The organism is Chryseobacterium tructae, assembly GCF_030409875.1.
Lineage (GTDB): Bacteria > Bacteroidota > Bacteroidia > Flavobacteriales > Weeksellaceae > Chryseobacterium > Chryseobacterium tructae.
On the sequence record NZ_JAUFQR010000001.1, the window covers coordinates 418,472 to 441,195 of the forward strand.

Below are 22,724 nucleotides of genomic sequence, written 5' to 3' on the forward strand. Positions count from 1 at the left end.
CATAAAATTTAGATACGCCTAAGAAAAAAGAGAAGAATTAATTCTTCTCTTTTTTGTATCTTATCCTGAACAGAGGCAGTTTATTTAAAAAGAAGTTTAAAATCCTTAAATTTGTTTAAATTAAAATGGTATGAGTTTTTTTGAAGAAAAGAATCCTGAAATGGATAGATATTTGGAAGCACACGCTTCCTCAGAATCCGAAATTCTAAAAAAGCTGAGAAGAGAAACTTATCAGAAAACGACGCAGCCTCATATGATTTCGGGGTATCAACAAGGACGGTTACTGACGATCATATCTCAAATGATACAGCCTAAAAATGTTCTTGAAATCGGAACATTTACAGGATATGCTACCTTGTGCCTTGCATCAGGATTGGCAAAAGATGGTAAAATTACCACATTGGATGTGAATGAAGATCTAGCTTATTTACCGAAAAAATATTTCGAATCTAGCGAATATGCTGCGCAGATTAATTTTAAACTTCAGGATGCTAAAGAATTTTTAAAAGAAACCGATGAGGTTTTTGATTTGATTTTTGTAGATGCTGATAAAGAAAATTACGCAGAATATTTTAAGCTGCTAAAACCTCATACAAAGTCTGGTTCGGTAGTGATGTTTGACAATGTTCTATGGTATGGAAAAGTGTTGGAGGAAAATCCAAAATTGAAATCTACACAATCTATTCAGGAATTAAATGATTTAGCAGCAAAAGACGAAGATTTTGAAAATCTTATTTTACCTTTGCGGGATGGAGTCAACTTCCTTCGCAGGAAGTAATTAAATGAAAGAGTAAGAGATTTAGAAATTAAGCGATAATCTGATTTCTAAATCTCTTAATTTTCCTAATTTCTAAATGAATAAAATGAATAAAGGAATTTGTATCGTAACAGTAGCACCTGTTCGGGCAGAAGGTTCAGACAGGGCAGAAATTGTTACGGAAATATTGTTTGGAGAAAGTGTAGATATTTTAGAAGTTAATAAAAACTGGACTAAAATAAAAATGCACTATGATGGCTATGAAGGATGGATGGACACCAAGCAGCTAAAACTTGTAACAGATGAAGAGCTGGCCAATAGAAAAGTGACTGTAGTGACGGAAGATTTTTCTTCTGTATTGATGAATGATGGCAAAACTTTACTATCTATAGGATCTGAAGTGGAATTTCCTGTGGTAGCTTCAAGAAGAAGTCATGATGTGAGGGAAAGTGTTGCTCTTACAGCCAAAGAATTCCTTAATGTACCTTATCTATGGGGCGGTAAAGCTTTTTTGCAGTAGACTGTTCTGGTTTTACCCAATTGGTTTATAAAGTTCATGGAATTAAGATTCCAAGAGATGCTTCACAACAGGCAGAAGTAGGTGAAGATCTTACTTTTGTAGAAGAAACAAAACCGGGAGACTTAGCCTTTTTTGAAAATGCTGATGGAAAGATTATTCATGTAGGAATTATGCTGGAGAATCAGAAGATTATTCATGCCTCAGGAAAAGTGCGAATTGATACATTAGATTCTACAGGAATTTTTAATAAAGAAATGAATAAGCATACTCATAAACTTAGAGTGCTTAAAAGTATTATTTAAAATATGAAAACTTCCAGTATTTTGCTAATTGTCAATACCATTTTGCTTATTGTCATCTGGGTTTTTACAGGAGTGAAATATGCTGGGCTGCCTGAAATCATTCCTACTCATTTTAACTTTCAGGGTAAAGTCAATAGAGAATCCGGAAAATTAATGATCTGGTTGTTGCCATGTATTGCAGCTTTTGTTCATTTTATTTTTATCTGGGCTTCTAAAAATCCAGACTCTCCCTTCGTAAATGTTCCCAAAAGCTTTCGAAATAAAAAGACTTTGAAACTGTATCTCTTTTCATTGGAAATTCCCGTGATGGTTTTGTTTTTGGATATTATTATTGAAAGTATTCGGGTTGCAGAAGGAAAGCAAACGGAACTTAGTAATGCAATTTTCTTTATTTTAGGAGTGATGTTTGTGATACTTGGAGTAGGACTTATAAAATCAATTCAGGAGGGTATAACAAAATCTAATGACTAGATCAATCAACATTGAAATTATTCTATAACATATTTATTAATCTTCTCATTTTCGGAATGAAAGTTTTCTCGTTATTTAATGATAAAACTAAAAAAGGCGTTGATGGAAGGAAGCATTCTTTAGATAAAGTAAAATCTGCTTTTTCAAAAAAAGATAAGGTTATCTGGATGCATGCTGCCAGCTTAGGCGAGTATGAACAAGGATTGCCTGTGTTGGAAAAGCTTAAAGATCAATATCCGGATTGTAAAATTCTGCTCACTTTCTTTTCTCCGTCAGGATATGAGAATGTGATTAAAAAGAAACATATTGCAGATGTGATCTGCTATTTGCCATTTGATAAAAAAAGTACTGTAGCCGAATTCATATCACAATTTGATGTTCAACTATTCTTTACGGTGAAGTACGATTATTGGTATAATCTGCTTGCAGCGCTTAAAGAAAAAAATGCAAAGATCTATGTGATCTCTGCTCTGTTCTATGAAAGACAATCGTTTTTCACCTCTTATGGGAAGTGGTTTGTAAAGCAACTTAAGCAAGATGTAGACTGGTTCTTTCATCAGACCCCGTTTTCCATGGCTTTAGCTAAAAGTGTTGGATTGGTGAAATCCTCTGTAACAGGAGATACAAGATTCGACAGAGTAAAGCAGCTTAGGAGTCGTGATAATCATGTGGCCCATATTAACGATTTTATTGGAAATCATAAAGCCGTTGTTTTTGGAAGCTCATGGCAGGCCGAAGAGAAAATCGCAGAAATGATTTCCCGTAAAAATAATACCCTCAAAATAATCATTGCTCCTCATGATTTAAAGAGAGTAGAACACCTGAAAAATATATTTCCTGATGCTTTGCTGTATAGTCAGATCAAAGGCTCTCAAACTTTAGATTCTACCGTTCAAATTTTAATCATAGACAGTATTGGTCTGTTGTCAAAACTTTATTCCTATGCTGATATCGCAGTTGTTGGAGGAGGTTTCCATGATGCCGGACTTCATAATATTCTGGAGGCAGCCACATTTGGTGTTCCTGTTGTTTTTGGAAATCATTACAAAAAGAATCCGGAAGCAGACGATCTTATTTCCGAAAATGGAGGAAAGTCTTTTGCTGACGAATATGCAGCCGCAGAATTTGTTCTGTTTTTAGCCAATGAGGAAAACGAAGAAGAACTTGCCGGAATGTCTGAAAATGCCCGTAAATTCGTTGATGAAAAGCCTGATTCTACAGCAATGATCCTACAGAAGATTCTATCTTAAGAATCCCTGACTTTTTATCTCCTTCATAATTTGATCAATATTCTCAGGAATACTGTCGCACTCAAACCAATTGAAATCAAGCCCGTTATTGATGCATAGTTTTTGAAGATAATGATTCTCAGATATTTTTTGCTCCAGGCTTCTTAGAAGTTCATCAAATTCCATCCAGTAATCTTCATCCAGTTTTTTAATCAATATCAAGGATTTGAATATCTTATTGATGATATAAATGTAGAGTTTGTAAACATTATCAAACCTTTGTTTGCTGAGATCATTATTATAATCCAGAATCTTGTCAATCATTAACAGGTTCAGGGAAACATCCCCAAATTTATCCGTTGTTATCTTAACGTGTTCGGTGACTTCCGCACTTATTTTTCGGATAATGGTCAAAAAGTATTTAGTATTGCCAATATATTTGGAGGCTAATACGATCTTTTCTTCCACAATCTCTTCCATTGCATTCCTCTTATCATCGGTTGTTTCAGGATCAATAAGCTCGAAATACAGTTTTTTAGATAATAATTTATCCTTTCTCAGGAGTCTGAAAATAAGTTTATCCTTTTCTGTGCTGGAAAAAGCACTCAACGCTGCTTTAAACTCTTTTGAATACTCCATTAATTAAATATTTTTGAATATTTCATGAACCCATTTAATGCCCAATTTACGGTGTAGTACAATGATTTTACAGTAGAAAATCCCATAAAATCCTTATAGACCAGATATTGATCTTTAATGATGTTCTTTTTATTTCTGGAAACGCTGTTTTCGCGCATTCTGTACTTGGCCATTGTTTTATTGATAGGCATTCCCTCAGGAACCACTTTTAGTAGGTTTAACCACATCACATGATCTTCTCGTTTACTTTTTACCGGGAATAGAAACTTTCCGACCCTTTTGGTGTCATACATGGTAGAAACCGGCGCCAGTCGACATGTTTTCAATAGATTGGAAAAAGTAACTATTTTATCTGCAAGAAAATCTTTTAAGATGGGTTGTAGCTGCTCATTACACCTTGAATAATTGCAGTATACAAGCTCTGCATTGTGCTCCTTCATATAATCTGTCATAGTTTCAAGGTATTCCGGATACCAGAAATCATCAGAATCCAGGAAAGCAATATACCTTCCTTCAGCTCTTTCAAGACTGTTGTTTCTTGCATTGCCTGCCCCTCCATTTTTTTCCAAAACCTGAAGCTTAATTCTTGGATCATTGTATTTTCGGATGATTTCCACCGTATTATCTTTAGAAAGATCATCAGTAATCAGCCATTCCCAATTTTCGTAGGTTTGACTAAGGACAGACTGTATCGTTTCTTCTATAAATTCAGCAGAATTGTAACAGGGAGTGATGATGGAGACAAGGTCTTTCATTCGTGTTTCAAATATTATGTAAAATTATAAAAATCTTTTTTCATAAAAATGCCATGAGGCTACTCCTACTCCGATTACGACGAACATACACACAATACTCATAAGGTATGGGTTGTAGTTCGCAAAAAGTCCAAGGGTTGCAAATACCCTGATAATAGGGAAGTGGAAGATATAAATTCCGTAAGTGAAATCCCCGTATTTTCCAAAATTATTCAGGAATTTGAAGGAGTAAGCAATATACAAAACAATAATGCTGATCATTATCGGAGAGAAAAGTTTTATTTTAAAAATAAGATCAATCCAGACTGTAATGATAGCAATGATAAAGAGTATATTTTTATGTTTAATGAATTTTTCAAAATGGAAATACAATAGCATGCCTCCAATAAAGTAACATAATGAACCCGGAAGCTGTCTTGAAAGAGCGGCTTTTCCAGTCATTTCAAAATAATTAAGATAAACCAAGGAAAGAAAATACAAAACAATCAGGCTGATGGTGCGGTATTTATTGTTCTTTCCAAACAATAAAAACATCAATGGAACTGCTATATAAAAACACATTTCAATCTTTAGCGTCCATAAAGCCCCGTTTACGGCTTGGTTTCCAAATACACCCGGAAGCCATGGAGCTTTGAAATTCATGAATAATGAATTCCAGAAAAGGTATTTATAAACCTGAGTATTGCTGAAATATTCAGAAAATGGTAAAGTGCTTACAAGGCTTAGAAGAGTGGCACAAAGAAATACAACAAGCAGGTAAGCAGGAACAATCCTGTTAAATCTTTTTTTAGCGTAGCTTTTTAGGCTCGAAGACCTTTCATAGCTTCTTGCAATTAAGAAACCACTCACAACGAAAAACGAGAAAACGGCAACTTCAACAGGGCTGTGTGTTAAAAATAAGAGCTTATCAGAAGCACTTAACGCACCCAAGTGTCCAACAAAGACAATAAAAGCGAGGAGAACACGAATGAAGTCAAAATTGTTTTTCGTTATAGATTGCATTTTTTTTCTTTACTACAAAAATAACTTTTTTAATAAAACAGAGCCCTTTTCAGAGGTTCAATATTTGTTAAATAAAGGCAATATGGCCTCTTGTTGTTTTAAAATATGTATAAATAAAAGCTGATAAAATAATTTTTCACAAAAAATAGTGAAATAAATCAAAAAAATTATAATTTTAGCGCTTGAAAAAAATAATCTATGAAGAAATTAGCACTACTATTTTTTGGTTTATCATTATTGATAACTACTGGATGTAATAACAGTAACGATATTGTTATAGATGAACCTGTTATAGGATTCTGGCAACCGTTAAAAGAGGTGGTTACTACCGTTGAGGTAGGCGAGCAGCCAATTTCAGATGTGATTACTTATACCGACTGTCAGAAACAATCAAGATGGTGGTTCAACACTGAGATCGCTGGAAAAAGAATGGATGTAGAGGATCCCACTACAGGGACAGCCTGTAATATTTTACCTGATAAGAATTTCACTTACAGCTATGATAAAAGTGCTAAAACTCTACAAATGAAATATCAGGGAGTGGTAGAACCCGTAAATACAAAGGTTGTAACAATCGATGCTACTACGCTTAATTTATCTATAAGAGTAGAAACTGAAGATCCTACAATATTTAAAACAAGAACGATCACTTTTAAAAGAGTAAGTCCTAAACCTTAATTGTGTACTTCAAGATATAATAAAGGTCTCATCTTCGGGTGAGACCTTTCTATTTAAGTGAGAATGACAATTCATCATAAATTAAATTTCTATTTCCTTTAAAATCATTATTTTTGTGAATCTTGTTTAAAAGAAAAACAATCCAATATTTAAAGTCTAACATATAACATCTATATAAAGTGTTTTACGATCATCAGCAGATAGAAAAAAAGTGGCAGAAATACTGGGAGGAAAATCAAACCTATAAAACCTCCAGTAATACCGATAAACCTAAATTTTATGTACTCGATATGTTTCCGTACCCATCCGGAGCAGGACTTCACGTAGGACATCCGCTGGGATATATTGCGTCAGATATCTATGCGAGATACAAAGACATCAAGGGTTTAACGTTCTCCACCCGGTTGGATATGACAGTTTTGGGCTTCCTGCTGAGCAATATGCAATTCAGACAGGGCAGCACCCTGCTATTACTACAGAACAAAATATCAACAGATACGAAGAGCAATTAAGAAAAATCGGATTCTCATTCGACTGGAGCAGAGAAGTAAGAACTTCTGATGCTTCTTATTATAAATGGACACAGTGGATCTTTATTCAGCTGTATCACTCTTGGTATAATAAAGATACAGATAAGGCAGAAGCTATTGATACCCTAATCAAACATTTTGAAGAAAAGGGAACACAAGGATTAAATGCCAATCAGAACGATGAATTGAACTTTACTGCAGAAGAATGGGCTAGTGCTTCTGATCTTGATAAAGAGGACATCCTGTTAAACTATCGTCTTGCTTACAGAGCAGAGACTACGGTAAACTGGTGCCCGGCTTTAGGAACAGTATTAGCCAATGATGAGGTAAAAGACGGAAAATCTGAAAGAGGAGGTTTCCCTGTATTCCAAAAGAAAATGATGCAGTGGAGCATGAGAATCTCTGCATACTCTGAAAGATTATTACAAGGTCTTACTGCATTAGACTGGCCACAGCCATTGAAAGACTCTCAGGAATATTGGATCGGAAAATCTCAGGGAGCACAGGTTAAGTTCCAGGTAGAAGGTCATGATGAATTCGTTGAAGTATTTACCACAAGACCCGATACTATTTTTGGAGCAACCTTTATGGTATTGGCTCCGGAAAATCCATTAGTGGATACTATTACTACAGAAGCTCAAAAAGTGGAAGTAGATACTTATATTGAAGAAACTTCCAAGAAAACCGAAAGAGACAGAATGTCTGACGTGAAAAACGTGAGTGGAGCTTTCACAGGAAGTTATGCAATCAATCCGTTCAGCGGAGAAAAAATGCCAATCTATATTTCAGATTATGTATTAATGGGATATGGAACAGGAGCTGTAATGGCTGTTCCTGCACATGATGAGCGTGATCACAGATTTGCAAAGAAATTTAATTTAGAAATTAAAAAAGTAGTTGAAACAGAAGAAGATGTTCAGGAAAACTCTTTTGATTCTAAAGACTCTGTTTGTGTAAACTCTGATTTCTTAAACGGATTACATTATAATGACGCCAAGTCAAAAATAATTACTGAAATTGAAACGAAAGGAATCGGTCATGGAACTACAAATTACAGACAGCGTGATGCGATTTTCTCAAGACAGCGCTATTGGGGAGAACCAGTTCCTATATATTATAAGGATGGAATGCCATATACGTTACCAGTTTCGGCTTTACCATTAGAACTTCCTGAAGTTGAAAAATACTTACCCACAGAAGATGGAGATCCACCATTAGGAAATGCTAAAACATTTGCATGGGATGAGGTGAGCCAGAAAGTGGTTGATACAGATTTAATTGATGACCAAGCGATATTCCCGTTAGAATTATCTACTATGCCAGGTTGGGCTGGAAGCTCATGGTATTTCCTTAGATATATGGATCCACAAAATGATGGAGAATTCAGTGCAAAGAATCTTTCAGACTATTGGGGGCAAGTAGATCTATATATAGGAGGTAGCGAGCACGCAACCGGCCACTTATTATATTCTCGTTTCTGGAACATGTTCCTAAAAGACAGAGGATATATTAATCATGATGAACCATTCCAGAAATTAATCAATCAGGGAATGATCCTTGGGATGAGTGCATTCGTATATAGAATTGATGGTACCAACAAATATGTATCTAAAAACTTAGCGAGTGAATACCAGACTCAGGAGATTCACGTGGACGTATCCTTATTAAAAGGAACCTCTGATGAATTGGATACTGAAGCTTTCAAAGCATGGAGACCTGATTATGCCAATGCAGAATTTATTTTAGAAGATGGAAAATACATCACAGGCCGTGAAGTAGAAAAAATGTCTAAGTCTAAATACAATGTGGTAAATCCTGATGATATTTGTGAAGAATACGGAGCAGATGGATTAAGATTGTATGAAATGTTCTTAGGCCCATTAGAGCAATCCAAGCCTTGGAATACACAAGGTCTAAGCGGAGTGTATGGTTTCCTTAAAAAATTCTGGAACCTTTATTTCAATGGAGATGCATTTGAAGTTTCTGACGAAGAACCTACAAAAGCAGAATATAAAGTTTTACATACCTTAATAAAGAAGGTCGTTTATGATATTGAAAATTTCTCTTTCAATACCTCAGTATCATCATTTATGATTGCTGTGAACGAACTTCAGAAAATAAAATGTAACAAGCGCAATATTTTAGAACCGTTAGCCGTTATCATCTCTCCATATGCACCTCACATCTGTGAAGAATTGTGGAGTTTATTAGGACATGGTACATCTATCGAATTCGAGGCGTTTCCTACATTAAATGAGGATTATCTAATAGAAGACGAAATTGAGTATCCGGTAAGCGTAAATGGTAAAATGAAGTTCAAAATTTCTCTTTCAGCGCAATTATCTGCGAAGGAAGTAGAAGATTTGGTGATTTCAAATGAGAAAATGCAACAGATTTTGGAGGGCAAAACCCCTAAAAAAATCATTGTAGTCCCTCACCGTATTGTGAATATCGTAATTTAAAAAAAAATTAACATTGGGAAATTAAAAAAAATGGAGTCCTTATTTTTTAGATTTTTTAACTCAAATGTTAAATTTGAGGAAAATAAATAAAATAATTGCGAATAATTATAATATCAAAATCGTATTAAATTTTCTTTATTAAAAAATATCAAAATGTTTAATTAAGACTCTTGCATTTTAATTAATTTTGCCTTTAATTTACACCCTGTAAAATTTTAAAACAATATAATTTAGTTAAATATGGAAATGAATGTTTCAAAAAATGATGAGCAAGTAGTTGCTAGAAAAGCGGGAGGTTTAAATCCAGCTGTTATTATTCCTATTTTATTAGTAATAGGGATTTGTATTTGGTTATTCGTTTTAGGTAACCCAGGTAATTTTAAAGCTGATCCAAGATTAGCAGGTGCATCAGTAGCGTTTTCTGATGTAGAAGGTAAGGAGATGCATCCAGAAGGGTTTTTAGGGATGATCTACATGGGAGGTATTATTGTACCATTACTTGTAACATTCATGATTACTGTTATTGTTTTCTCATTTGAAAGATACTTTGTATTAAGCAAAGCTTCAGGTTCAGGTAGCGTAGATAACTTTGTAGTAAAAGTAAGAAGCTTACTAAACGGAAACAAAATTGACGAAGCTTTAGAAGAGTGTGACAGACAACAAGGTTCTGTAGGGAACGTTGTAAAAGAAGGTCTTACTACTTATAAGGCACTTGCTCACGATACTACTTTAAATAAAGAGCAGAAAATGGTAGCGCTTAACAAAGCTATCGAAGAAGCTACAACTCTTGAGATGCCAATGCTTGAGAAAAATATGATGATCCTTTCTACTTTAGGTACTGTTGCAACGTTAGTAGCACTACTAGGAACGGTAATCGGGATGATTAGAGCATTCTTCGCACTAGGTGCTGGAGGAGGTACTCCAGATGCAGCAGCTCTATCAATCGGTATTTCTGAAGCCTTGATCAACACGGCATTAGGTATTGGTACTTCTGCAGTAGCGATTATTCTTTATAACTTCTTTACTTCTAAAATTGACGGATTAACTTATAAGATCGACGAGATCGCTATGAGCATCCAACAGTCTTTTGCTGAATTCCACTAAGATGGAACTGTGTTTTGCACAATAAAAGAAGTTTAAAAAATAATTATATAAAAAATAATGGCGAGAATTAAACCAAAAAGACATGGAGTAGTTACGGACATGACCGCGATGTGCGACGTTACGTTCCTATTACTTACATTCTTTATTATGACCACGCAGTTTAAAAAACCTGATGTGGAGCAGATCAAACCGCCATCTTCAATTTCGGAAAAATTACTTCCTGATGCTAGTTTAATGACTATCAATGCTACACCGGACGGAAAATTTTATTTCCAGCCAGTAGAAAATGCATCAGAAAGACTTGCACTTTTAGATAAAATGGGTCAAAAGTATGGCGTTACTTTTGATAATAATCAAAAAGCAGCTTTCCAGAAAGTTCAGGCTATTGGAGTTCCAATGAACCAATTAAAAGGGTATTTGGATTTGCCTGAAGATGAGCAGAAAAATTACAAGAGTCCTACAGGGATTCCTATGGATAGTACAAATAAGCAATTAATTGATTGGGTAAAAGAAAGTTTAAGCGTTAACCCTGACTACAAGTTGGCCATTAAAGGTGACGTTACAACAAAGTACCCTAAAGTTAAAGCCTATTTGAGGGTTTAAGAGATATCGATTTTCTTAAATTTTGGTTGATTACATCACAAGAAGGTAAACCTAATGAATAATTAATAAGAAATGGCAGAAGTACAAGTACAGGATAAGAGTGCCAAGGGTGGCAAGGTTCGATCCAAGAAAAACAACCCCAGAGTCGATATGACTCCGATGGTTGACCTTAATTTCTTACTATTGATGTTCTTTATGTTTACGTCAACGTTTAGTAAACCTAATGTGATGGATTTGGGTCTTCCGGCTAAACCGAAAGATGATAAACAAAAACCACCTCCAACAGAAATTAAACTTTCAAATTCAATTTCTATATTACTAGGAAAAGACAATAAAGTATTTTGGCACCAGCAGGATCAAACTTCCTTGAATGACCAAACTCTTATGGAAACTAGTTTTGATAGAGAAGGAATTAGAAAAGTAATTGAGCAGGCAAAATCTAGAGCTGCAGATCAAAGTAAATTTACGGTGATCATTAAGCCAACTGACGATGCTGTATATAAGAACTTTGTTGATATTCTTGATGAAATGGCAATTACCAAAAGTGAACAGTACGGTGTTACTGATATCAAGCCTTGGGAAAAAGCTGTTTATGAGAAGAAAGTAGGTGGTGCTGCTGCACCGGCTGCTACAAAGTAATTTAACCATAAAATTGTTATTTTATCTATGGCAGATGAAAATGTATACAATCAGAATCTTACTTTAGACGAGATTGTATTTGAAAATAGAAACAAGGAATATGGTGCCTATGATCTTAGACATCAGTATCCTAGACTTCTGACAAAATCTTTTATTGTCGGAACATCTATATTCCTTTTGGTAGCTTTGTCTCCGTTCATCTATCTTACAATTAAAAATCTTACAGCTCCGCCTAAGACAGAAGTTAAGGCAGATCTTTTGAATATTGAGGAAGATGATCCGATCATTGAGCAGCCTAAAGAAGAAGAACCACCTCCACCACCTCCACCTCCAAAAGAGGAACCAAAAATTGAGGTAATCCAGAACGTGGTTCCTGAGCCTGTAAAAGCTCCGAAAATTGAAACTCCACCTCCACCAATTTCTAAGCAGTTGGAAACTACAACTGGTTTGAATAATCAGGAGGGAGTAAAAGCTCCGGCTTATACACCACCACCACCACCACCATCTACAGGAACAAAAACTGCAACTGTAGAAGTGAAAGCGAACAACCCTAACGAAATCTACAAAGATGTAGACCAGTCTGCAGAATATCCTGGAGGTATGGGTGCATTAAGAAAATTCTTAGGAGAAAACTTCGATACTTCATTAATGGAAGGAGGTGAAGGTACCCTTAAAGCTAAGCTTAAGTTCGTTGTAGAAAGAGACGGAACTGTTTCTGCAGTTACTATTGAAGAGAAATCTCCAAATAGCGACTTCAACAATGAAGCAATTCGTGTAGTTAAGAAACTTAAAAAATGGACTCCTGCGAAGAGAAACGGGGAGAGCGTTAGATCTTACTATAGCGTACCATTTACTATGAACTTTGAATAATTAGACTTATTTATTCAAAATATAAATAAAAAGAGAGGCTTATGCTTCTCTTTTTATTTTTTTTGTATTTTTGTTACATGATGTTCAAGTGGTTATCCCTTATAGCGGGATTGTTTTATATTGTATTAGGAATTGTAGTAATGGTCTACAGATTCTTCTTTACTATTTTAGACCCTATTGTTGCGTATGCGCTAGGTGGGGTATTCGCTCTTTATGGGATATTTAGGATCTATAGAGCTGTTTCAGAAATCAAAAAAAACAGAAATGAAGAATAGTTTTTTTAAAACTGCAGCAGTTGTTGCTTTAAGTTTGATGATCGCTGGCTGCAAAAAAAAAGACGATAATACTCCTTCTTATAATAAAGGTAATCTAACAATTTTTACGGACGGTTCTTTTCAAAGTGTTACAGAAGCATTGGCTGATGGGTATATGATCAGCTATCCTGAAACAAAGATTAAAGTCGAAACAAAAAAAGAAGACTTAGGTTTTATTGACTTATTAAATGATAAGGCAAAGATTATTGTCATGTCTCGAAACCTTAATGCAGAAGAGATCAAAACTTACGAAGAAAGAACCCAATTAAAATTTACTCCTGCAAGATTTGCAGCAGATGCAGTAGTTTTTGTGGTTCCAAAAGATTCTCCGAAAGAAAGTATCTCTATGGATGAGATCAGTAACGGACTGCTTTCAGACAAAAAAGATTTTATTTTTGATGGAACGAACTCCAGTAATCTGAATTTTGTAGCTGAAAAATTAAAAAAACAGCCGAAAGACCTTAAATTTTCCATTATTCCGGGAAATCAGAAGGTCATTGAGGAATTAGGAAAATATCCGGATAAAATAGGCGTTATAGGACTTAATACTTTCAGCCGACCTTATGACAAAACTTCTGAGAAGTTGAGAGATATGGTGAAAGTTCTTCCGGTAGTTAATAACGGAAAAACATACAATGCCGATTCTGAAGGGCTTCGTTCTATGGACTATCCATTTACCAGAGTTCTTTATTTCCTAGCTAACGAAGGTGGATTCAATATTGCAAGTGGATTCATAAGATTTTCATGTACTCATTTGGGTCAGAAAATTGTTCAAAAAGAAGGCCTACAGCCTTATAACCTCTATAAAAGAGAGGTGCAGATGCATTAAAAAATATAATTTCACAATTTACTGCCAACAAATAAAGTATTTTGGTCTGAAAATTGTGTAGAATATAACTCAATTGAATAGAAAATATAAAATGAAAGATATAATGAATATGAATGTAAAGAAGATTGCTTTTGGAGCAGCCGTGGTATTTTTTACCGGTTTTGCCACTGCACAGACATTGCAGGATGGTATTAACAGTATTGACAGTGATAAGTTTGCTCAGGCAAAAACAAACTTCACTGATATGATCGCTAAAGAGCCTACTGCTGAAAACTACTTCTATTTAGGAAATACTTTCTTAAAGCAAGGAGAGCCAGATTATGCAAAAGCTACTGAAAACTTTAACAAAGGATTAGCTGCTGATGGTAAAAGCTTTCTTAACAAGATCGGTTTAGCTACCGTGAAGTTAGGTAAAGGTGACAAAAGCGCTGTTGCTGAAATTCAGAAAATAGTAACTGATTCTAAAGAAAAAGATGCTGACGTATTATTTAGAGCAGCTGAAGCTTTAACTTTATTTGAAAAAAACAGTTCTCCGGATCTTGCGATTCAATTCCTTACTAAAGCCATTGAAAAAGCTGAGAAAAAAGGAGTTCCTGCCCATTACTATTATACATTAGGAGATGCTTACAGATTAAAAAGATCTCCAGGTGAAGCAATGTCTGCTTATGACAAAGCATTGCCATTAGCTAAAAATAAAGCTTCCGTTTATACAAGAATGGCAACTTTATGGATGGCTGCACAAATCTGGCAGAAAGCAAAAGAAAGTGTTGATAAAGCTATTGCTGTAGACCCTACCTATGCACCTGCATACAAAGCAATGGCTGGATATGATATCAGATACCAGCAAAATGCAAAGGCTACACAAGACCTTATCAACTATACAAAATACGCTGATGAAGATCCATATACTCAATTAGAAATTTCAAAATTATACTTCACTAACGAAGATTACGCAAACTCTAAGATGGTATTGGATAAGATCTTTGATAAAATCGAAGATCCAATTAAGTTCAAATTAAGAGCTTATCAATCTTATGCAGACAAAAACTATGTTGATGCTAAGCAAAACATGGATACTTTCGTATCTCAAGCAGAGAAAACAAGAGTATTGCCTGCTGACCAAGGCCTACAAGGACTTATCGCTGCAGGACTAGCAAAAGATGAAAAAGATGCTGCTAAGAAATCTGCTTTAACAACAGAATCTCAACAGAAAATCGCTATTGCTAAAGCAGCAAAAGATGAGACTATGAAATGGGATTTGGAATTAGCAAACATCGCTGGCGGTGGAGGTGCTTCTCAGGCAGAAGCTGATAAAGGGCCTACTAACCCTGCCATTGAAGCATTAAAAAAACAGGTAGCTGCTAACAGCCAGGATTCTGATGCTTTATTTAAATTGGCAACAGCTTACCAAGATGCTAAAAACTGGAACGGAGCAATCCTTACATGGCAGAAAATGTCTGCTCTTCTTCCGGATTGGGCACCCGCTTATTACAGCCAAGGATATTCTTACCAACAGGCTGGTAACAACGACGCGGCTAAATTAGCTTACGAAAAATTCATCAGCACTGTAAAGCCTGCTGATCAGGAAGCAAACAAGCAAACTTTAGCGTACGCTTACTTTGCTGTAGCTTACATGAGCAAAGATTCTGATGCTGCAAAAGCTAAAGAATATGTAGCGAAGTCATTACAGCTAGATCCTACTTATCAGGATGCTGTAAAACTAAATGCTGAGATCAACAAATAATTTAAATTTTAAATTATAGATATTAAAACTTCCCATTCGTAATGTTTGGGAAGTTTTTATTTTAAACTTATCTTTGACTTATATGAAAACTGATATACTTGCTTTTGGAGCACACCCTGATGATGTAGAGTTGGGATGTGGCGGAACTATTGCTAAAATGGTTGCTGAAGGAAAAAAATGTGTTGTAGTAGATCTTACCCGAGGAGAACTCGGAACAAGAGGTACGGATGAAACCAGAAAAGCAGAAGCTGCCGATGCGGCAAAGATCCTTGGACTTTCTGCAAGAGAGAATCTGGGAATGAAAGATGGCTTTTTGGTAAATTCAGAAGAATATCAAATGAGGATTGTAAAAATGATCCGCAAATACAGGCCGGAAATCGTCTTAGCCAATGCGATTGATGATAGACATCCAGACCATGCAAAAGGAGCGAAATTAGTATCAGACGCGTGCTTTTTGTCTGGATTGAGAAAAATTGAAACGGTTGAGGAAGGGGAAGCTCAGGAAGTATGGAGACCGAAGCATGTTTTCCATTATATTCAGTGGAAAGATATCAAACCGGAGTTCGTTATTGATATTTCCGAATTTCTTGATAAAAAGATTGCGTCATGCATGGCTTATAAAACCCAATTTTATGACCCAACTTCTAAAGAGCCGGAGACTCCAATTACCACAAAAGACTTTTTTGAGAGTTTGACATACCGGGCACAGGATTTAGGCCGATTATCGGGAGTAACTTACGCTGAGGGCTTTACGTCAGAAAGATTAATTTCTTTGAAAAATTTTGACGGAATTGTTTGGTAGTTGAGGAAATTGTCCTATATTTGCACTCAGAAAACGGTGATTGTAGCTCAGTTGGTTAGAGCGTCGGATTGTGGTTCCGAAGGTCGGGGGTTCGAGACCCCTCATTCACCCAAAGAAAGTACACTTTTTGAAAGTGTACTTTTTTATTTTGTACCAATTTCAAGTGTGAAATAATATTATTTTTTATACTTTTTCCAGAAGCTTTTTCCAGCTATTTACTCATACTCCTCATGCCAACGCTTAAAAATGGCATTGTTAACCGTCTTGTCGAGGCTAATAATAAGTAATAAACAATAACAATTATAAATATCTTATTTATTGTCTGCACCTATAATTCACTTGTGAAGCAAACTTACTATTCACTATTCATTTCTGTTTTCTTGATATTCGTCATAAAATCTCATTTTGAAACATTAGAGGTTTTAAATTTTACTATATTTAAGCACACTAAGTTCAAATATGGATATAAAAGTCACTGTAAAGCAGTTGGGCAGGAAACATCCTGTTCTTTCGGAACAAAAAATTGAAATCGCTTACGAGGATTCAATAATCTCTTTAGAAAATGTATTAAAGCTCATTGTTCAACAACAGGTAGAAGAGTTTAATGCTCAGTCATTCGAGTTCGAAGATGAAGATTCTGCTAAAATTCCCACAGATAATTACTTAAATATTCTTACCGATACCGGTAAGGTAGGCTTTGGAAGTATTTATAATCTTAAAAAAGCGGATGTACAAAAAGCTCAGGAAAATGCTGTTCAGGCTTTTGAAGATGGGATGTTTGCTGTATTCTATAATGACGAACAATTCGAAAATCTAGATCAAACAATAGACTTGAGTTTACAACATACATTTACTTTCATCAGACTCACCTTCCTTGCAGGCAGTTATTGGTAACCAAATTATATAAACAAATAAAATACATGGAAATCACAAAAAAATTAGAATCGAAAAAGCTAATTAATAATTACTATGAAAAACTACGGAAAGACCTTATAGAAATGTCAGAAAAGGGAATTTCTACACAGGTATTTCCTGAAAAACCCTTACTGAAGAAAGAGGTTGCTGAACTGGCAGTATTCCTGATGGGAAAAACCAATTACTATCAGGCCATGACATTAGGCTCAAAAGAAGCAGAAAAGTTTAAAGAACTTATAAAGCCCAATATTTGGGAAGATCCGGACTATTATCAATTGTTGGTTTACTATTTCGGTGAAAATGCTGAACTGGTAAAATATGCATGGAGCAGGATGCCTTATAAAATGTATCAGAAAAGCTATTACCGCCGTTCATTCAGGGCTCCCCATAATGAAAAACACATCCAACTTAATCAAGCGAACCTGATTCGAGAGTTGTTGCGTTTTACCGCTAAAAATTCATATGACAATGAATATTACGACCTCTCATTGCAAGAGCAAATTATTTATGATAATAGTGTCTTTAATAATTCCCATCAGTATTATATCTGGTCAGCTGCGATTGATACAGGAGATACAGACATTTATCAACTTATTGAAGATATTGTTTTCAATAAACATAACGAAGGTAAAGTATCTCTGAATATTATTAAAACTTTACTTAATAGTGAGCAAAAACACTGTTGGGAACTTGTAGAAAAGCTTTTACTTGCGGCTCAGCGACAAGAAGGATTAAGACAAACTATTCTGGAGGCATTAGACGAAACGAGTATTGGGGCTTTGGAATATATGATCAATGTAATTATTGAACAAAAACTGACCCGTTTTTCTTCCGTAGTACGCGGAGTAGATACCTGGACAGGATTAGGTTGGGAAGCTGAGAAAGAATCTGTAGTAAAAGCAATACTATCATTAGCTTCTACTTACTTCAGTAATCCTGAACAAATTCCCAGTGCAATCAAAAGTCCAAATAATAATGAAGTTTATATGGCTCTTTGGGTGCAGGGAGTTTGGGATGTAGATAAGACTATTCCTTACCTGCATGAATTGTTTGATAAGGGAAGTGTGGATAAAAAATGTCTGGCGATCAAATTTGCAGCTGAAACAGATGACCCATATATTCAAATGCCTTTGTATTATAAAGCGGTATTAGAAGGTAATGTGGAAGTGCTGGCTTTTGTGGGTACTCATATGTCAGCATTATTAAGTGCTAATACCAGTACTAAATTCTTCATCAATAACCCTGATTACCCGAACTTTTTTGAAAAACTTCATGAGCTTACTCAAAAAATAGAAGTTAAAGAAAAGAAATTTGAAGGAAAAGTATTTTCATGGCTGAATGCTACCTTCAAAAAAAGTGATTTGTATGCTTCCATGTTCTATCTGGTAGGAGAAGATCGTAAGAAACTGGATCTGGTTATTTCTTATTTTGATCAATTTGACCTTTCATTGCGTGAATTATTGGCTCGGGATATATTACGTGAGTTTTACTGTTATTCCCTGTCGTATGCGGTAGGAAAAAAGAAATTGAAAGTAACGGCTTTTCAAAAGGAATTTGCATTTAAAATTTTAAAAGATAGAGGTGAAGCTTTGATTGCATCAGCAATTAACGTATTACTTCAAGATCCTTTAAGTAAAGAAGAAATCATGGTTTTCTTTGATCTCTTTAAAAGAAAAGGGGGAGTGCTTCGTAAAAAGCTTATAGAACTTGTTATTGAACAGAAAGACGATGTTGTAACTCCGTTAGTTGAAGAATTAATGGATAAAGGAGACCTGGAACAGCGTGCAGCCTCGTTGGATATAATGCTTCAGCTTCAAAAAGAAAAAAGAGCAGCTGCTCAGATTACGAATTGGACAAAACAATACACTGAGAGATCAAAAATAACAGAAAGAGAACAAGGCTTATTGGATCAAATCAACCCATCCGGAGATCAGACTATTCTTTCTGAAGACAATGGATATGGTTTTTATGATCCTAATGTTGTGTCAAAATTTGCATTACCAAAGGTAGAATCTAATTCGGTATATGCTCAGGCTACTAAAAAGGATAAATATGGGTTTACAAAACCTATGGATGCTATAAAAGCGGAAATAAAGAAGCTTAATGACTTATTCCTGCACCATAAAGATCACGAATATGAATCTGATGAATGGGATGGGTCGGTAACAACTTTGTTGCTGGGAAATACTTTTCGTCAGATAAAAAGAGATACAGATGGTTTCACAGCTACCCAATTGGCAGAAAACTATCCTTTGCATGAAGTTTGGGAGCAATGGTATCTGGATTCAGGTTTACAGCCGAGAGATTTGTTTTTATTAACATTAGCTGAAAGTTGTGATAGAAAAGTTTTCAGAGAATTTATGGAGAACTATGTATTCTACTATAAAGATGTTTTAATAAATCCATTGAAAGGAAGATATGCGTGGGAAAATCCGATTTTGACCATATTAAATTCATTAAAAGATAAATTTGTATTTGAAGAACGTATAGATTTTGCGATAGATGCAGCCAGTACACTCTTCGCTAATCTTCCTGAGAGTATTATCAACTATAAAGGAAAAGATAATAATGATTACTATTACCAGGATCAAGGAAATGGTTGGCAAAAACTCGATTTTTTCATGCCTTTCTTATGGGCTATTCCAAAAACAGGACTTACGGACGAACAGCATATCAAACAATGGAATTTATACCGTTGGATGCAGTATAATGGATTGAACGAAAATATTAAAAAATCGGTTCCTAATTTTTATTTCTTCTGCAAAGCTTATGAATTAAAACTTATCACAAAAGAAGAGCTATACGAAGGAATTTTAACGGCTGATTCAGCGATTAGAGAGCTTACAACAGTTAAAGTTAATTATTATAACAACGAAAAATATCTTGAGGTATTTCCTTTCCTGAAACCTATGATGACGGAAATACAGAATAAGTTCCTAGATATAGAACTCATCCGCGGAGATTCGAATACAGCAGTTTCTCATTTTGTACAACAATTTCAGACCATATATGGAGCGAATCGTTTTGTTCAGATTCTGAAAGGCCTTGGAAAATTAGGATTATATGCTAATTACATCTATAGCTATGGTAATGAAAGTATGACCAAGCAGAAGTTATTCTCCAAATTGATTTCAGAATGTTATCCTTTAGAAAGTGATACACAAAAGCTGTTCAATGAAATGATGAAGAATGAGAAGATTTCAGAGCTTCGTTTGATTCAGGCAGCAGTGTATGCGCCGCAATGGCAGTCTCTTGTTAGCAGTTATTTAGGCTGGAAAGGTCTGGATTCTGCAATTTGGTGGATGCATGCCCATACCAAAACCGGAGCTTATGAGGCTCAGAATGCAAAACTGGAAAGTGAAGTAGCCAAATATTCATCGGTGGATATCCAGGATTTTAAAGATGGAGCGGTGGATAAAGATTGGTTTACAAAAGCCTATAAAGAACTTGGTAAAGTCCGTTGGGAAATGTTGTATGAGTCTGCGAAATATATATCAGACGGAAACGGGCACAGAAGAGCAAGATTATATTCCGATACCTTATCCGGAAGTCTAAAGATCAAAGAAGTTACAGCTAAAGTAAAAGATAAACGTGATCAGGATTATCTTCGGGTTTATGGATTGGTTCCATTAAGCAAAACAAATCCGGAGAAAGATGTATTGAGTCGATATGAGTATATTCAACAGTTTAAGAAAGAAAGCAAAGAGTTTGGCTCTATGAAACAATCGAGTGAAGCATTAGCCATTCGTGTCGCTTTGGAAAATTTAGCCAGAAATGCGGGATATCCTGATCCGGTAAGGCTTACCTGGGCGATGGAAACCAAGCAGATTCAAGGTCTGTTATCAAAAGATACTCAGGTAACCATTGATGGGGTGACAGTAGGTTTAATCATAGAAGATAATGGGAAAGCAGAGCTTGTTGTCTTCAGGGATGATAAACAATTGAAATCTATTCCTCCAAAAATTAAAAAAGATAAAGCGATTGTAGAATTGGGCAATAACCGCAAGATTATGCGTGAACAATGGACGCGCTCCAGAAAAGGATTGGAGGAAGCTATGATAAGAGGGGACGAATTCTTTTTAAAAGAAATTAAAACCCTTTTTGAACATCCGGTTATTGTTAAGCACTTAGAGAAATTGGTATTTATTTCCAATGATCATACAATAGGATTCTATCATGATGGAAACCTTGTGAATGCTCATGGAGAAATTCAGGAATTGAGCGAAGAAAGTACTTTACGCATTGCCCATTGTGTAGATCTTCATGAACATTCTGTATGGAGCGATTATCAGCATTATTGCTTTAAAGAAAAGCTTATACAGCCATTTAAACAGATTTTCAGAGAACTCTATGTTCCTACACCTGACGAGTTGAAGGAAAAATCTATTTCACGCCGCTATGCCGGACATCAGATTCAACCAAAACAGACATTGGCATTGCTTAAAACAAGAGGCTGGAAGGTAGATTATGAGGAAGGATTGCAAAAAGTATATCATAAAGAAGGTTTCCAGGTGAAGCTATATGCAATGGCAGACTGGTTCTCGCCTGCTGATATAGAAAGTCCAACGCTGGAAACCATAGAATTTCATTCTTTAAAGGATTATAAGAACATTCATTTGAAGACATTAATCCAAGACTATTCTCGGAAGTGATGCGGGATATAGATTTGGTTGTTTCGGTTGCTCATGTAGGAAATGTAGATCCTGAAGCTAGTCATTCGTCTATTGAGATGAGAGCAGTGCTCATGAAAGAAACAGCACGCTTATTTAAATTAGATAACGTAAAAATTGAAGGCTCACATGTATTGATTAAAGGGCAGATGGCAGAATACAGTGTACATTTAGGAAGTGCGGTTGTACATCAGACTCCAGGTAGATATTTATCCATTCTTCCGGTACATTCTCAGCACAGAGGTAGACTATTCTTGCCTTTGCGGATGATGATCCGAAATCAGCAGAAGTACTATCTAAAGTATTATTACTAGCGAAGGATAATGAAATTCAGGATCCAACCATATTGTCGCAGATACAGCGAGAATACGTATAAAAAAATAAAAGGTATGCTTTTCAAAAGTGTACCTTTTGTTTTGCTATAAGACAAGCCCATGTCAGGGCATAAAAAAAGCATCTTTTTCAGATGCTTGTGTTTTTAGATATTCTTTTTTAAACTTCGTCGTCAGAATCTATAGTGTAAGATCTGCTTTTGAAATCTTTGTCATGTTTTTCTGAAATTACATCCTCACCCTTTTCGTTAATGATGAAATCTGTGGACTCATTAAACATCTCCTGAAAACTCTTAAAATCTTCCTTGTAAAGGTAAATTTTATGCTTCTCGAATGTAGCTTCCCCATTCTCTCCGAAATTCTTCTTACTCTCAGTGATTGTAAGATAATAATCTCCTGCTTTCGTCTCGCGCACATCAAAGAAATAAGTTCTTCTCCCTGCTTTTAACACCTTAGTGAAAATCTCATTTTCATGGCGTTCCTTGTATTCACTCATTGTTAGATATTTTTTAATCTTGTTAAGAACAAATATAAAAGAATTCTTTTAATCACAAAAT

At 35.3% G+C, this 22,724-nt stretch carries 17 protein-coding genes, 1 tRNA gene and 4 pseudogenes; 18 read left to right on the forward strand and 4 right to left on the reverse strand.

The annotated features are described in order from the left end of the window. Positions 1–130 precede the first annotated feature (130 nt). The 4 genes and pseudogenes from QWZ06_RS01920 (at position 131) to QWZ06_RS01935 (ending at position 3,300) form a co-directional block, all read left to right on the forward strand. A complete protein-coding gene (locus QWZ06_RS01920; protein WP_290295465.1) occupies positions 131–778 on the forward strand; it encodes an O-methyltransferase in 648 nt (215 codons plus the stop codon). Between the two features lie 85 nt (positions 779–863). After that, positions 864–1,579, forward strand: a pseudogene (locus tag QWZ06_RS01925) (C40 family peptidase). Positions 1,580–1,582: 3 nt separating this feature from the next. Next, entirely contained in the window at positions 1,583–2,050 is a 468-nt protein-coding gene (locus tag QWZ06_RS01930; RefSeq protein ID WP_290295466.1) for a DUF1648 domain-containing protein, read from the forward strand. Between the two features lie 11 nt (positions 2,051–2,061). Continuing rightward, positions 2,062–3,300: a 3-deoxy-D-manno-octulosonic acid transferase gene (locus tag QWZ06_RS01935; protein ID WP_290295467.1), complete on the forward strand. Its 1,239-nt coding sequence runs from the start codon at positions 2,062–2,064 to the stop codon at positions 3,298–3,300. On the opposite strand, the gene QWZ06_RS01940 is transcribed toward QWZ06_RS01935, so the two are convergent. From QWZ06_RS01940 to QWZ06_RS01950, 3 genes are read right to left on the reverse strand one after another with little or no spacing between them, the layout of a single operon-like run. Next, the gene (locus tag QWZ06_RS01940; RefSeq protein WP_290295468.1) at positions 3,292–3,918 is read right to left on the reverse strand and encodes a deoxyuridine 5'-triphosphate nucleotidohydrolase; all 627 of its coding nucleotides are present in this window, start codon (positions 3,916–3,918) and stop codon (positions 3,292–3,294) included. The two genes, QWZ06_RS01935 and QWZ06_RS01940, sit on opposite strands and share 9 nt — an antisense overlap. Next, positions 3,918–4,673, reverse strand: a complete 756-nt coding sequence (locus QWZ06_RS01945; RefSeq protein WP_290295469.1) for a glycosyltransferase family 2 protein — start codon at positions 4,671–4,673, stop codon at positions 3,918–3,920. Before QWZ06_RS01945 ends, QWZ06_RS01940 begins: the two co-directional genes overlap by 1 nt. A 24-nt stretch (positions 4,674–4,697) precedes the next feature. After that, positions 4,698–5,675 (reverse strand): acyltransferase family protein, encoded by a 978-nt coding sequence (locus QWZ06_RS01950; RefSeq protein WP_290295470.1) that lies wholly within the window; start codon positions 5,673–5,675, stop codon positions 4,698–4,700. Between the two features lie 198 nt (positions 5,676–5,873). Between QWZ06_RS01950 and QWZ06_RS01955 the strand changes: the two genes are divergently transcribed. The 14 genes and pseudogenes from QWZ06_RS01955 (at position 5,874) to QWZ06_RS02020 (ending at position 22,211) form a co-directional block, all read left to right on the forward strand. Beyond that, the gene (locus QWZ06_RS01955; protein WP_290295471.1) at positions 5,874–6,353 is read left to right on the forward strand and encodes a lipocalin-like domain-containing protein; all 480 of its coding nucleotides are present in this window, start codon (positions 5,874–5,876) and stop codon (positions 6,351–6,353) included. A 179-nt stretch (positions 6,354–6,532) separates the two neighbouring features. Next, positions 6,533–9,345 (forward strand): annotated as a pseudogene (gene leuS, locus QWZ06_RS01960) (leucine--tRNA ligase). Between the two features lie 240 nt (positions 9,346–9,585). After that, on the forward strand, positions 9,586–10,449 hold the full coding sequence (locus tag QWZ06_RS01965; protein ID WP_290295472.1) for a MotA/TolQ/ExbB proton channel family protein: 864 nt from the start codon (positions 9,586–9,588) through the stop codon (positions 10,447–10,449). A gap of 57 nt (positions 10,450–10,506) precedes the next feature. Beyond that, positions 10,507–11,114, forward strand: a pseudogene (locus QWZ06_RS01970) (ExbD/TolR family protein). Between the two features lie 10 nt (positions 11,115–11,124). Then, positions 11,125–11,691, forward strand: a complete 567-nt coding sequence (locus QWZ06_RS01975; protein WP_123857935.1) for an ExbD/TolR family protein — start codon at positions 11,125–11,127, stop codon at positions 11,689–11,691. Between the two features lie 27 nt (positions 11,692–11,718). After that, on the forward strand, positions 11,719–12,561 hold the full coding sequence (locus QWZ06_RS01980) for an energy transducer TonB (RefSeq protein WP_290295473.1): 843 nt from the start codon (positions 11,719–11,721) through the stop codon (positions 12,559–12,561). Between the two features lie 77 nt (positions 12,562–12,638). Beyond that, positions 12,639–12,836, forward strand: a complete 198-nt coding sequence (locus QWZ06_RS01985) for a C4-dicarboxylate ABC transporter (RefSeq protein WP_171817683.1) — start codon at positions 12,639–12,641, stop codon at positions 12,834–12,836. Further along, entirely contained in the window at positions 12,826–13,704 is an 879-nt protein-coding gene (locus QWZ06_RS01990; RefSeq protein WP_290295474.1) for a PstS family phosphate ABC transporter substrate-binding protein, read from the forward strand. Before QWZ06_RS01985 ends, QWZ06_RS01990 begins: the two co-directional genes overlap by 11 nt. A gap of 91 nt (positions 13,705–13,795) precedes the next feature. Continuing rightward, positions 13,796–15,448, forward strand: a complete 1,653-nt coding sequence (locus QWZ06_RS01995; protein WP_290295475.1) for a tetratricopeptide repeat protein — start codon at positions 13,796–13,798, stop codon at positions 15,446–15,448. Between the two features lie 82 nt (positions 15,449–15,530). Next, entirely contained in the window at positions 15,531–16,250 is a 720-nt protein-coding gene (gene bshB1 / locus QWZ06_RS02000; RefSeq protein ID WP_290295476.1) for a bacillithiol biosynthesis deacetylase BshB1, read from the forward strand. A gap of 35 nt (positions 16,251–16,285) precedes the next feature. Then, positions 16,286–16,361, forward strand: a tRNA-His gene (locus QWZ06_RS02005). 348 nt (positions 16,362–16,709) lie between these two features. After that, positions 16,710–17,144, forward strand: coding sequence for a hypothetical protein (locus QWZ06_RS02010; RefSeq protein ID WP_290295477.1), 435 nt, complete (start codon positions 16,710–16,712; stop codon positions 17,142–17,144). A 26-nt stretch (positions 17,145–17,170) separates the two neighbouring features. After that, positions 17,171–21,817 carry a DUF4132 domain-containing protein gene (locus tag QWZ06_RS02015; protein WP_290295478.1) on the forward strand — a complete coding sequence of 1,549 codons (4,647 nt, stop codon included), beginning with the start codon at positions 17,171–17,173 and terminating at the stop codon, positions 21,815–21,817. Between the two features lie 92 nt (positions 21,818–21,909). Beyond that, positions 21,910–22,211, forward strand: a pseudogene (locus QWZ06_RS02020) (DUF7737 domain-containing protein). A gap of 116 nt (positions 22,212–22,327) precedes the next feature. On the opposite strand, the gene QWZ06_RS02025 reads toward QWZ06_RS02020, so the two are convergent. Then, positions 22,328–22,663 carry a DUF3276 family protein gene (locus tag QWZ06_RS02025; RefSeq protein ID WP_002976288.1) on the reverse strand — a complete coding sequence of 112 codons (336 nt, stop codon included), beginning with the start codon at positions 22,661–22,663 and terminating at the stop codon, positions 22,328–22,330. Positions 22,664–22,724: the final 61 nt, after the last annotated feature.